Origin of the sequence: Wenyingzhuangia aestuarii (assembly GCF_011927765.1) — a bacterium.
Taxonomy (GTDB): Bacteria; Bacteroidota; Bacteroidia; order Flavobacteriales; family Flavobacteriaceae; genus Wenyingzhuangia; species Wenyingzhuangia aestuarii.
In genome coordinates this window covers 161,103-174,178 of sequence record NZ_JAATJG010000006.1, presented here as the reverse complement: position 1 = coordinate 174,178, position 13,076 = coordinate 161,103, and the positions used below count along the sequence as shown (strand labels likewise).

Annotated in this window: 9 protein-coding genes; 3 read left to right on the top strand and 6 right to left on the bottom strand. The window is 33.7% G+C overall.

Features of this window, described 5'->3' with window-relative positions; translation table 11 throughout:
* Positions 1-55: 55 nt before the first annotated feature.
* Genes GGR97_RS07755 through GGR97_RS07735 form a run of 5 tightly spaced genes read right to left on the bottom strand, consistent with a single transcriptional unit; the run spans position 56 to position 8,520 of the window.
* On the bottom strand, positions 56-1,207 hold the full coding sequence (locus GGR97_RS07755; protein WP_167897952.1) for a cytochrome-c peroxidase: 1,152 nt from the start codon (positions 1,205-1,207) through the stop codon (positions 56-58).
* Complete coding sequence (locus tag GGR97_RS07750; protein ID WP_167897951.1) at positions 1,207-2,586, bottom strand: c-type cytochrome domain-containing protein; 1,380 nt, start codon at positions 2,584-2,586, stop codon at positions 1,207-1,209. The genes GGR97_RS07755 and GGR97_RS07750 overlap by 1 nt, the downstream gene beginning before the upstream one ends.
* 29 nt (positions 2,587-2,615) lie before the next feature.
* Entirely contained in the window at positions 2,616-3,725 is a 1,110-nt protein-coding gene (locus GGR97_RS07745; protein WP_209272339.1) for a twin-arginine translocation signal domain-containing protein, read from the bottom strand.
* A 10-nt stretch (positions 3,726-3,735) separates the two neighbouring features.
* On the bottom strand, positions 3,736-5,253 hold the full coding sequence (locus GGR97_RS07740; RefSeq protein WP_167897950.1) for a DUF1501 domain-containing protein: 1,518 nt from the start codon (positions 5,251-5,253) through the stop codon (positions 3,736-3,738).
* A 27-nt stretch (positions 5,254-5,280) separates the two neighbouring features.
* Positions 5,281-8,520, bottom strand: coding sequence for a DUF1553 domain-containing protein (locus GGR97_RS07735; RefSeq protein WP_167897949.1), 3,240 nt, complete (start codon positions 8,518-8,520; stop codon positions 5,281-5,283).
* Between the two features lie 128 nt (positions 8,521-8,648).
* Here GGR97_RS07735 and GGR97_RS07730 point away from each other — a divergent pair, with 128 nt between their 5' ends.
* The 3 genes from GGR97_RS07730 to GGR97_RS07720 all read left to right on the top strand — a co-directional run bounded on the left by GGR97_RS07730 (position 8,649) and on the right by GGR97_RS07720 (position 12,295).
* Positions 8,649-9,518, top strand: coding sequence for an AraC family transcriptional regulator (locus GGR97_RS07730; RefSeq protein ID WP_167897948.1), 870 nt, complete (start codon positions 8,649-8,651; stop codon positions 9,516-9,518).
* Positions 9,519-9,743: 225 nt separating this feature from the next.
* Positions 9,744-10,280, top strand: coding sequence for a hypothetical protein (locus GGR97_RS07725; RefSeq protein ID WP_167897947.1), 537 nt, complete (start codon positions 9,744-9,746; stop codon positions 10,278-10,280).
* Between the two features lie 155 nt (positions 10,281-10,435).
* Positions 10,436-12,295, top strand: coding sequence for a B12-binding domain-containing radical SAM protein (locus GGR97_RS07720; protein WP_167897946.1), 1,860 nt, complete (start codon positions 10,436-10,438; stop codon positions 12,293-12,295).
* 4 nt (positions 12,296-12,299) lie between these two features.
* Here GGR97_RS07720 and GGR97_RS07715 read toward each other — a convergent pair whose 3' ends face one another.
* Positions 12,300-13,070 carry a patatin-like phospholipase family protein gene (locus GGR97_RS07715; protein WP_167897945.1) on the bottom strand — a complete coding sequence of 257 codons (771 nt, stop codon included), beginning with the start codon at positions 13,068-13,070 and terminating at the stop codon, positions 12,300-12,302.
* Positions 13,071-13,076 lie beyond the last annotated feature (6 nt).

Genomic DNA, 13,076 nt, shown 5'->3' with positions numbered 1-13,076 from the left:
TAAATGTAATTCAAAAAAGAATAAGTTGCTTAAAAAGAAGGAAAATAAAGTGATTTTAATGGATATTTCCACCTACAGGTAGCTTGCTAGGAACTTCTTGTGGGATGGTTTTGTCGTAATCTTCTGAATTTAAACTGTTAAAAAAAGAAATAATAGGAGACATGTCTTTCCCTTTTAGTTCAATTTTATTCACCAAAGGATCTAGTTGTGTAATGTTTGGATTCTGAGATTTTCCATTAGAAATATCTTCGTAAAACTCTAGCACCTTTTTTAAAGTAGTTAGCTTTCCGTTGTGCATGTAAGGAGCTGTGTGTCTTAAATTACGTAAAGTAGGAGTTCTAAATCCGTAGGTTTTATCAAAGCCATCATCAGAAAACCCTAATTTTTCGTTGTCTATAACTCCTAATGCGTGAATTTTAAAATCACTAAACATAGGACCGGAGTGACAAAGATTGCATTTTGCTTTTTTAAACAATTCAAAACCTTGTTTTTCAACTTCAGACAAAGCCTTCTTATCTCCTGCTATAAATTTATCAAACCTAGAATTAGGAGTGGTAAGGGATCTTTCAAAAGAAGCAATTGCCTTAAGTATGTTGGTACTGTCTATTTTTGAATTTTCTGGAAATGCTAAAGCAAATAAGTTTTGATAAGCTTTAATTTTGTGAAGCCTATTTACAATGGTGTCTAGAATATGGTTTTCAGAAATCTGATCACCTCTCATTTCTTCCAAAGAAAGAATGGGTTTTAAGGCTTGTTCTTCAAGACTATGAGCTCTGTTGTCCCAAAACATAGGAGCTTTATCTGGATGATAATTTCCTTTAACATCCATTCCATTGTAAGCTGAATTTAATACCGTATGTGCATTTCTTTTTACAATGGGAATTTGGTTGTTGCTTTTAAAACGTCTACTGCTTCCAATTCCAAAGCCATTCACACCAATAGATAAATCTAAGTTTTCTGCATATCCATAATCAGGATGGTGGCAGGTAGCACAGGCAACATCTTTATTTCCAGATAAGATAGGGTCGTAAAAAAGAAGTTTTCCTAATTTTATTTTATCTGGAGTAGAAGGGTTGTTACTAGGCTCTATTACCTTAGCAGGTAAAGGAATGTATTCCGATAGTTCTTCTTGTTTTTTTTCTTGAGGTGTATTGCATCCCACAAGAACAAAAAGAATAATAAAGTAATAGAGCTTTGTAAATGTCATTATTTGGTAATTCCTAAATGTAATTTGATAGCTGAATTTTGTTTTTCAAATTCTTTCACATCTTCGTTTGTTACGTTTGTTTTCCAAACATAAACGTTTTGCAAATTCTTAAAATTAACTAAAGAAGCAAAAGATTCCTTACTAACCTCTGTACCATAAAGGTTTAAACTTTTTAATGTTTCAATTGCTTTTAACTCAGCAATCCCTTTGTCTGTAATTGCATTTTTGTTTAAATACAACTGTTTTAAGTTTTTAAACTGTGCGATGGTTTTTAAATGCGTATCGGTTACTTGATTGTCTTGTAGAGACAACCATAAAACATTGTTTTTTATCGCTGCTAATTGTTCTAGTAACTTTGTGGTTTCTTCAGAACTTTTAGCTGTTTTGCTAGGTAATACAACATCATAAATACCAGAATTGTAAACGAGCTCTCTTAGTGTAAAACCAGCATTTGCTAACTTAGCTACAGCAATACTATCTGCAGGCTGCACCTCTGGAAGTGTTTCTTTAGCATGTTCTCCCATGTTTAAATAAGCCAAGGCTGTTTTTAGAATTTCTTCTTTTTCTTCTGCAGCAACTAATTTAATGCTAAAATCTGCTTTGGCACTTTTGATCCAGAAACTTAGCAAGCTAATTTCTTCTTCTGTTAAAGGAGTTTTACCATCTGGTGGCATAAATTCTTTATCGTCGTGATTTAAAGTAACTCTATGAAATACTCCTGATTTTTCTATATCTCCAGGAACAATAGCCAAGCCTTTTTTACCTCCTTTTAAAATATTCTCAGCGTTGTCTAATGCCAAACCACCTTTCTTTTTGGATGGATTGTGACAGCTCATACATTTTTCCTCTAAAATAGGGTAGATAACGTGGTCAAACAAAACCACATCATTCACATCTTTAGGAGGTGCAATTTTTTGAGGCTTTTCTCCAAAAGGAGCATATTTGGTTAAGTAATCAGCACCATGAGTTAGATTTCCTCCATAGTGACCTGTAATACTAATTAACACTACTAAAAAAGTAAGTGTTGCAATGTTAGCTTTAAAACTAGCCAATTTAATGAACTTAATTTTATCGATACTAATTAGCCAAGCAAGTAGGGTAAACGCAGTGGTAGCAATTCCAAACCAAAAGTGACCATCTAACATAGGACCGTCATATTCTCCGCTAGAGGCTAACATGTATCCTAGTAAGCAGGCTTTGGCAGCTGTAATAGCTCCAAATAATAAAGCATAAGGAATGGCCGCTCTTAGTTCTTTTAGATTTTTCCATTTGCTTAGAATTTCTAGTAGAAAAGCAAACATGATAAATCCGATAGGTAAGTGGACGATTAAGGGGTGAAATCTCCCCAAAAAGATTACGATATCTGAAACTTCGTTCATTGTTTTAGTTCTTTAGTTTTAGTAGGTGTTTAGATTCTTTCTAGTTTTAATGGAGGTGTTTGATTTGCTTTCCATTGACAGATGTATAAATTTTTATCATTATCTACACATACATCATGACCATGGGAAATAGGTCTATCTGCCAATTGATACGCTTTTTGTAGTTCACCACCCACATAAAGTGGAGCAGTTGCTCCTGGGTTAGAAACTACGGTATCTCCTTCTAGAATAGTTACAAATCCTGTTGGGTCTAGCCAGTTTGTTTTTCCAACTTCGGGTTGAGACCAACAAACTCCTGCATATAGATTTTGATCATCAAAAACAGGTCTACACACTTGCATATTAGGTAGGTGTAAAGTTTTAATATAGGTACCGTCTAAAGTAAACCACTTAAAAGAAGCTTGGTTTCTAGAAGTAACAACTACCATTGGATTGTTTTTATTTCTATAATCGATAGCAATTCCGTGGGCACTTTTAATTTGATAGTTTTTATCAGGATTGTCACTACCTCCCCAATGTCTAATATACCTTCCGTTGTAATCGTACTGAATAATTCTACTCATTCCGTATCCATCGGCTACATAAATATCTCCGTTAGGACCTACAGCAGTTTCTGTAGGACAAAAAGATTCTCCAGGTTTGTAAACTCCAATGGTTTGTGGGTGTCCTATATCAAAAATCACACGACCATCCATGGTTGTTTTGGTAATTCTACCATTGTGTTTGATCCATTTTCCTACTTTGTTTAAAAACCAACCTGAATCTGCTAAGAATAAAAATTCCTCTCCACCTTCGTCAGAAATTGTTAAACCGTGACCTCCAGGGTAGGCAGTACCCCAGCTATCTAATACATTACCAGATTTATCAAAAATAATAATGTTGTTTTGTGGATGATCACCAATCATAATTAATCTCCCTTTGCTGTCCATTTGCATTTCGTGACAGTTTAGTAAAGGGGTTTCTATAGAACTCATTTTAGCCCAATCTCTCACTAATTTGTATTGATAATCTCCATGACCTAAAATGATATCATTTTTAGTGGATTTTTTCATCATATGAAATCCAAAGTTTGGAGTAACTGCTAATGCTGCACCTGCTAAGGTTGTTTTTTTGATAAAGCTTCTACGTGATTCTGACATTGTATTCTTTTTAGGTTAAAATATCTTTGACAACATGACCGTGTACATCGGTTAATCGATATCGTCTTCCTTGATGTTTAAAAGTTAATTTTTCGTGATCTACACCAAATAAATGGAGTAGGGTAGCGTGAAAATCGTGTACATGTACAGGATCTTTTACTACGTTGTAACTAAAGTCATCTGTTTCTCCGTAGCTAAATCCAGGTTTTACACCCGCACCTGCCATCCACATGGTAAATGCTTTTGGGTGATGATCTCTACCATAGTTAGTTTCTGTTAATTGTCCTTGAGAATAGATGGTTCTACCAAACTCTCCACCCCAAACTACTAAAGTATCTTCTAACATACCACGTTGCTTTAAATCTTTAATTAAAGCAGCTGTTGCTTGATCTGTTTTTTTAGATTGATTTTTTACACCTCCAGGACAATGAGTGTGTTGATCCCAACCTTGGTGATACAATTGTACAAATTTTACTCCTTTTTCTAATAGCTTTCTTGCCATTAAACAGTTAGCTGCATAAGTTCCAGGATCTCTACTGTCTTTACCATACATATCAAAAATATGTTCTGGTTCGTCACTAATATCTGTTACTTCGGGTACAGAAGTTTGCATTTTAAAGGCCATTTCGTACTGAGCCATTCTTGCTTGAATTTCTGGATCTCCGTAAGAATCGGTTTGTAAATCATTTAAATGACTTAAATAATCTAGCATATGTCTTCTGTCGTGTCCATCATAATTTTCAGGATCACTTAAGTACAATACAGGATCTTTTCCAGATCTAAATTGAACTCCTTGGTGTTCTGTAGGTAAAAATCCATTCCCCCATAAACTTGCTTTTAAAGGCTGACCTTTTCCGTTTTTAGAAACTAAAGTAATAAAGGTGGGTAGATTTTCATTGTCAGATCCTAATCCATAGCTTAACCAAGAACCAATAGAAGGTCTACCCGGTAATTGATTTCCTGTTTGCATAAATGTAATGGCAGGAGTGTGGTTAATTTGATCTGTTTGCATTCCTTTGATAAAACACAACTCATCTACAACTTCCGATAAATAAGGCATAGCATCACTAACCCAAGCTCTAGATTCTCCGTACTGTTGAAATTTAAAGGTAGAAGGAGCAATCGGTAGTGTACTTTGCGCACCACTCATTCCTGTTAATTTTTGACCTCCAATTACAGACTCTGGTAATTCTTTTCCAAACATGTCTGTTAATTTAGGCTTGTAATCAAACAAGTCCATTTGCGAAGGACCTCCACTTTGGAACAAGTAGATAATTCTTTTTGCTTTAGGTAAATGATGTGGTAAACCTAATCTATTTTTATTGTAAGCGTTTAATATTTCTTCGGGACTACTTTCTGCATTAATGTTTGCCCATAGTTTTTCGGTACCCAAAAGACTACTAAAAGCCAAGGCACCTAAACCTAAAGAGGTTTTTTTCAAAAAGTGTCTTCTATCAATTTGTTTTTCAATTTCTTGTAAATCTCTATTGTTAGACCTTAATTTTTTATGTTCATGATTATCACACATACTGATTTTTATTTTGAGGTTTTACAATTATCTTTTGGTAATAGTAGCATCAGAATTCATAATGGTACTTGCAACTACCGCATTTGATGCTACCAATGCTTTGTCTTTAATATCTTTAATTTTAAACTCCCCTGTGTTTAGCCAACCTTTCGCTTTTTCAGGATTTTTTTGGAATTTTGCATACTCTGATTCTTGTAACTTACTTAGTAAGGTTAACTCTTGTTGGGTAATGGTTCTACCTGTTAACTTTCTAAATGCTTTGCTAATTCCTTCGGTTGCATTAGATGCATCACTCATTTGTTTACCAATTAATCTAGAAGCTTCTACATAAGTAGGATCGTTTAGCATGACTAAAGCTTGTAAAGGTGTGTTGGTTTTTTGTCTTCTAGAAGAACATAAATCTCTAGTTGGAGCATCAAAAGTAGCAATGGTAGGGTTAGGAACACTACGTTTCCAAATGGTATACATACTTCTTCTGAATAAACCTTCCATACCATCTTGTACATAAGTATCTCCGTTTACTTTCCATAAACCAGCAGGTTGATAAGGTCTTACACTTTCTCCACCAATTTTTTTGTTTAACAAACCAGCAGCAAATAAAGCGTTGTCTCTTAACATTTCTCCAGACAATCTTACCGATGGTCCTCTTGCAATCCATTTGTTTTCCATATCTACAGCTGCTAATTCTTTTGTAATGGCAGAGCTTTGCTGATATGTGCGAGACATCATAATGGTTTTGTGTAAAGCTTTTACATCCCAGTTAGATTCCATAAAAGTAGTTGCCAACCAGTCTAATAATTTTGGATGTGTAGGAATGTCTCCTTGGTTTCCAAAATCTTCAGAAGAAACAACAATACCTCTACCAAATAGGTTTTGCCAATATCTGTTAACAGCTACTCTGGCTGTTAAAGGATTCTTTTTATCTGTAATCCATTGCGCTAAACCTAATCTGTTTTTAGGCAGGCTTTCATCCATTGGGAAAATTAAATCAGGAACTCCTGGATATACTTTTTCTTTGTATTGATCGTAAACTCCTCTGTCAAAAATATAAGCTTGTCTTGGTGTTTTACGTTCTTTCATCACCATAATTTGTTTGACCTTTTCTACACTATCTACCAATACTTTTCTTTTGTTTTCTAATTCTTTGTTAACAGTTTTGTATTTAGAAGAATTTGCAGATAAATAATAATTGGTAAATAATTGTTTTTCTGAATCGTTTAGAGCAGTATATGCTTTTGTTTTTAATTGCTCTACCAGTTTTGGATTGGCAATTTGCATTACTTCAATTTCACTTAATTCTTTGTTAAAGACTAATAAATCATCTACAACAGAACCTCCAATACCTTTACCTCTCCAAACAGCACCAATACGTAAACCTGGTTCTAAACGTTTGCTTTTAGGTCCGTATAATCTTAAGCCATTAAAAACAATGTCTTTGTATAGGTTGTCAAAAACAGTTTGAGTTGCTAGTTTTTCTCCATCCATATAGATAGAAACTCCATTTGCTTTACTAGAACCGTTATAGGTCATGGTTAAATGTACCCATTTGTTCTTTGGCATGTCTTTTACAGACTGAACCACAATAGCGTTGTCTGGGTATACGTGAGCTAATAAAGCTTCAATTTTATTGTCTTTTACTTTTAAATGATATCCTCTAAAACTATGTAGCTCTGGACTGTTCATTTTATGGAAAATAACACCATCGGTTAATTCTTCTGGAATAAACACGCTAATTCCAATACTAAAAGGTTGATTACGTTTAAAAATTCCAATATGATCTAGGTCTAACCAAGTATCTCCATTCATAGCCAATCCGTGTCCGTTGGCTCCTTTTTTATAGATAGCAGGCTCGTTTTGTACAAACTGCTGTCTCATTTGAATTTTGTTTTTACCGTTTCCACCAACAGCATTTACTAGCTTCTTTTGGTCAAAATTAAATTCAGCGACTAAGCCTTTTGGTTTGGTTTTGCTAGGAATACTTTTGTATCCTTTAGCACTAATCCATTGTTCTACCTTAAGGCTTTCTTCGTTGATTGTTTTTTCAAGTTTTTCTTCAGTATCGTTTACAATTCCTTTTAAGTAAGCCAATACATCTTCTTGTTGTTTGGTAGGTAGTAACATGGCAGGTACAGGGGTTGCTAAATCCCAGGGAATTAAACCTGTTTCATCAATATTATTAAAGAAACTGTACATTTCGTAATAATCTTTTTGAGAAATAGGGTCGTATTTATGATCGTGACACTTTGCACAAGCATAAGACAAACCTAATATTCCCTGACTTACGGTAGCTGTTCTATCGGCCACATATTCAGTTCTAAATTCTTCATCAATAATTCCACCTTCTAAGTTTTGAGGGTGTAATCTATTAAATGTAGTTGCTAATTTTTGCTCACGAGTTGCGTTAGGAAGCATGTCTCCTGCAATTTGCCAAGTTAAAAACTGATTGTAAGGAATGTTGTTGTTAAAAGATTTAATCACCCAGTCTCTCCATGGAGATGTGTCTCTATATCTATCGTTACTATATCCGTGCGTATCTGCATAACGTGCTACATCCATCCAATCCAAGGTCATACGCTCTCCATAATGAGGAGAAGCCAATAATCTATCAATTTGTTTTTCAAAAGCATTTTCAGAAGTATCTTTTACAAAAGCATCTAACTCTTCTTCGGTAGGAGGTAGTCCTGTTAAATCTAAAGAAGCTCTTCTTAATAAAACTTCTTTATCAGCAATTTTAGAAGGAGTTAACTTTTTTTGTTCCAATTTGGCTAATACAAAATTGTCGATGTCATTATGAACCAACTCTTTGTTTTTAACTTTAGGAATTTCTGGTTTTGTTGGAGCCTCAAAAGCCCAATGTTCTTTGTATTCAGCCCCTTGCTCAATCCACTTTACCAATACGGCTTTTTCGTAGTTGGTTAAGTTTAAGTGAGATTCTGGAGTAGGCATGATTATTTTTTTATCCTCAGATAAAATTCTGTAAACCAACTCTGAATCACCAATATCTCCTGGCTTGATAGCTACTTTTCCAGGATTCTTTTCCAATTCTGCATAGGCAGTTTCGGCGGTGTGTAATTGCAAACCACCGTAAATTTTAGCTTTATCAGGACCGTGACATAAAAAACACTTGTCTGATAAAATAGGTTTTACATCCTGATTAAAATCTAATTTTTCAGGTAAATTCTGATAAGCCATTTCCACTTCTTTGGGGATAGAAGGTCCACAGGAGATGACTAAAAACGTACTAATAGCGTATAGTATATGTTTCATTTGTAATTTGTTGTTTCAGTATTTACAAAAATAACAGATACAACAAGTAGGAATATTACACATAGAAGACTATAAATAGTACAAATCCGATTTTTAGTTTTAGTTTTGTATGAATTAAATAGAATTGTATGTATAAGATTGTAGAAAATTTATCATTATCGCTTTTAAACACAGGATATGTTAATTTAGATAAGAGGTGGAATTACGAAAATGTAATGAGTCCGTTTTTTAGAATGTATTATGTAACCGATGGAGAAGCCAAGGTGTTTCATCAGAATAAAGAATATGTTTTAAAACAAGGGTATATGTATTTAATTCCCAGTTTTACATATAGTCATTACAAATGTGATGAACATATGACTCAATATTACATTAGTGCGATTGAGATTTCTGAAACAGGACATTCTGTGTTTTCATCGTTAAACTTTATTTATGAGGTAAAAGCCGATCATATTAGTTTAGTGTATTTTAAAAGGTTGCTAGAATTAAACCCTAATAGAAGTATTGTTAGAGATGATCCTAAGGTATATGATAATGAAGAAGGATTAACTTCTTTTAAAACAGAAAACAAAAAACTATCAGAAGGTGCTTACTTAGAAACATCGGGCTTGTTAAAAAGTATACTATCCAAGTTTGTCGTTACCTATAAAAAGGAAAATACACTTAAAGATGACAAGTCTAAGCTAAGAGATGTGGTAAATTTCATCGAAATAAACCTACATACAAACATTACAGTTAAACAGTTAGCCGATACTCAAAATTTAAATGTAGATTATTTTTCAAGACTTTTTAAGAGTATTTATCACATAAGACCTAATGAATATATACAGAAAAAAAGGGTAGAAAGAGCTCAGTTATTGTTAATAGCCTCTTCTAATTCTTTACAGCAAGTGTCTGATACTGTAGGGTTTTCTAATGTTTCTTACTTTTCTAGAGTGTTTAAGAAGTATACAAACAGTAGTCCTTTACAGTATAGAAAAGAAGGATGGAAGATGTAAACTGCGTTAAGAAACTCAAAACTGTGTCTTAACGCAGTTTTTGAATATTTATCGGTGAAATGTTTTTTAGTATCGATGAAATGTCGTTAATTTGAGGTAAGAGAACAAGATGTTATTAACCCTGTTGTTTTTATAAGGTCTCTTTTTAAAATTTAGATGTTGTGGTTTAAAGTTTAAAAATAAAGAGATTGTTACCTTAAAAATGACAAAAATACCCTTAATGCTATGAAAAATTTAAAAACATTAATAATTACTGGAATGGTTGTGGTTCTAGGATTATGCAGTACAGCAGTTGCTCAAAACGGAATTATCCAATTTTCTTTAGACCCTACAATGTTAGCAAACGGACCCTATGCCGATAGCGAACACGGAGAATTAGACTTTATGATTAAAGGAGCTAAGATATTTAACGAAAAAAATGAAATAGGAGTATTTGTTGAACAGTTTTCAGCAATGAATTATACAAGTGCAGGTTTCTTATACAATAGAAAAGCAAACATTTTTCCAGAATCATCAGCTATGTGTGAAAGCGTTGAGACCCTATTTGGATTTGATGCAGGAGCTATTAAAAGAAAGGCAGATGGAGAAGAAGGAACTTATTTAACAGCAGGATTAAATGCAGAATTTAGATTTTTATTATCTGACAAGTTTGGATTTAACCTTACCTCTAACTATAGATATAGAGGAGATTTAGCAAAAATTTACAATGATAATTCACCATTTGTTTTCAGCGGATACGTTGGGGTGTTTTATAAGCTATAACTCATAGCGTTAATTAATTATTAGGGTTAATTAGTTAATTTAGTTCCCGTTTAGGTAAAGGGTTACCTAGGCGGGACTTGCTATTTTAAAATATACACTTTTATATATCTATATATTTATTGGGTAAGATTATCTTTGTAGCTTAAACATACTTTATGTCTGTAAACACCCTATTAATTACTCCTCCTTTTACCCAATTAAACACGGCTTATCCGGCTACAGCTTACCTTAAAGGTTTTTTAGAATCTAAAGACCTATCTGTATCTCAAATGGATTTAAGTATTGAGTTGTTTACTGCTATTTTTACCAAAGAATTTATTGATGCTATTTTTAAGCAAGCAGAAATGCTTGAGAATAATGACTATCCCTTGGTATGGAAACAAAAGGAAGCGTACATTGATAAAGTAGATACGGTTATGAATTATTTAAGACAGCAAGAAGTAACGGCTGCTTACCAAATAGTTCATAAAGATTTTTTACCCCATGGACATAGAAGAGTCAAACTTCAAAAAGACTTAAGTACAGAGTTTGGAAAGCTTGGAATTTTAGACAAAGCCAAGCATATAGCCACCTTGTTTGTAGAAGAGTTAGGAGATTTTATCAATGCAAATGTAGATGAATTCTTTTCTTTTACTAGGTATGCAGAACATATAGCCCGAGCAGCTTCTAGCTTTGATACCATTGATGAGTTTTTACAATACGAAACAACTTTGATAGAAGATGAAATGTTGTATTTGTTAAATGAAAAATTACAAGAACAAGAATTTCACTTGATCTGTTTAACCGTACCGTTTCCAGGGAATTTATTTTCTGCCTTGCGATGTGCTCAGTTTATCAAGACAGAATATCCACACATACAAATTGCTATGGGAGGTGGATATTGCAATACAGAACTAAGACGTTTGTCTGATCCTAGAATTTTTGAATTTGTTGATTTTATTACTCTAGACGATGGGGAAGGCCCTTTGTTAAAAGTGATAGAATTCATTGATGGATTGATTACATCAGATCAGTTGGAAAGAACCTATGTATTAGATAATCATAAAGTTGTTTATTTAAACAAAACCCCCAATACTATATTTCATCATAAAAACTTACCGGCACCTAGTTATGTGGGTTTGCCTAATGCTAAATATTTGTCTTTTTTAGATGTAATGAATCCAATGCACCGAATGTGGTCGGATGGAAAATGGAATAAATTAACCATTTCTCATGGTTGCTATTGGAAACAATGTTCTTTTTGTGATGTTACTTTAGACTATATAGGAAATTACGAAAACACCACAGCTGATGATTTGGTGAATAAAATTGAAAAAATTATTTCGGAAACAGGAGTTACCGGTTTTCATTTTGTTGATGAAGCAGCTCCTCCAAAAATGTTAAGAGCTTTGGCAAACAAATTGTTAGAGCGTAAAGTATACATTACTTGGTGGACCAATATTCGATTTGAAAAAACTTTTACGGCTGAATTATGTTCTTTACTATCTAAATCGGGTTGTATAGCTGTTACAGGAGGTTTGGAAGTAGCATCGGATAGATTGTTGGCTAAAATGAAAAAAGGAGTAGATATCAAACAAGTAGCAAGAGTAACCAAAGCTTTTTCTAACGAAAACATCATGGTACATGCTTATTTAATGTTTGGTTTTCCTACAGAAACGGCTCAAGAAACTATAGATTCTTTAGAAGTTGTTCGTCAGTTGTTTTACCACAATTGTATTCAATCTGCTTTTTGGCATCAGTTTGCTTGTACGGCTCATAGTCCTGTAGGTAAAAATCCAGATGCGTTTGAAATTAAGATTATAGGCCCTAAGTTTGAAGGTTTTGCAGAAAATGATTTGTACCACGAAGATCCAAGTGGTGCAGAACATCATTTGTTTAGTGAAGGATTGAACCGAGGTTTGAATAATTATTTGAATCACAAAGGTTTTGAGATTCCATTACACAAATACTTTGATTTTAAAGTGCCTAAAACCACCTTGCCTAAAAATATGATAGAAGATTATTTAGCCGAGTAATATTTTAAGATAGGTAAGGAGCAAAACATTTTAAGGCCTCTTGGTAACCTTTGTAAATTAAACGTTCTGTTTGTGAGGTATTAATTCTGTCAAAAGCAGATAAGTCAGGTGTAATTAAGATATCCGCTCTTTGTGTTTGAGCTTTGGCTGCTGCTTCTAAAGTAAAATGAAAACTGTTTTGTAAGACCTCAATCATGTTTTGAGGTTTGCCATACATGTGTTTAGCATTTAAATCTATGGCTACAATTTTAGTGGCTTTCATTTCTTCTAAAGCAGAAATGGGTACGTTTTCAGAAACAGCACCATCTACCAACATTACATCATCAATAGTAACGGGTTTAAAAATTCCAGGAATGCAAGAACTTGCCATAACTGCTTTAGCCACGCTTCCTTTTCTTAAAGTAACACGGTTTCCGTTAGCAATGTCTGTGGCATTGATAGCTAAAGGAATTCTAGCATCTTCTATGTTTACTTTTCCAATATTACTTTCTATAAATTCTGCAATTTTGGTATTGCTAAGTAATCCGTACTTAGAAATAGATAAAGCTGTAATGTCTCTCCAGCTTATTTCCAAAGCAATATCTTTTACTCTATCACAATTATTGTCAAAAGCATACAAACCTGCAACCATGGCTCCAATACTGGTTCCAGCTATGCATTGAATGTCTAAACCAATTTCTTCAATGGCTTTTAAAACACCAACATGGGCAGCACCTAAAACAGCACCCCCACCTAAAGCCAAACCTATTTTATCGCCTTTTTTTAGTGTCATCATTGTTTT

Bases quoted from the DNA above. Each gene is read 5' to 3' on its own strand.
- GGR97_RS07745 (WP_209272339.1), bottom strand. From the start codon at position 3,725: ATGTCAGAATCACGTAGAAGCTTTATCAAAAAAACAACCTTAGCAGGT.
- GGR97_RS07735 (WP_167897949.1), bottom strand. From the start codon at position 8,520: ATGAAACATATACTATACGCTATTAGTACGTTTTTAGTCATCTCCTGT.
- GGR97_RS07715 (WP_167897945.1), bottom strand. From the start codon at position 13,070: ATGATGACACTAAAAAAAGGCGATAAAATAGGTTTGGCTTTAGGTGGG.
- GGR97_RS07750 (WP_167897951.1), bottom strand. From the start codon at position 2,586: ATGAACGAAGTTTCAGATATCGTAATCTTTTTGGGGAGATTTCACCCC.
- GGR97_RS07725 (WP_167897947.1), top strand. From the start codon at position 9,744: ATGAAAAATTTAAAAACATTAATAATTACTGGAATGGTTGTGGTTCTA.
- GGR97_RS07755 (WP_167897952.1), bottom strand. From the start codon at position 1,207: ATGACATTTACAAAGCTCTATTACTTTATTATTCTTTTTGTTCTTGTG.
- GGR97_RS07740 (WP_167897950.1), bottom strand. From the start codon at position 5,253: ATGTGTGATAATCATGAACATAAAAAATTAAGGTCTAACAATAGAGAT.
- GGR97_RS07720 (WP_167897946.1), top strand. From the start codon at position 10,436: ATGTCTGTAAACACCCTATTAATTACTCCTCCTTTTACCCAATTAAAC.
- GGR97_RS07730 (WP_167897948.1), top strand. From the start codon at position 8,649: ATGTATAAGATTGTAGAAAATTTATCATTATCGCTTTTAAACACAGGA.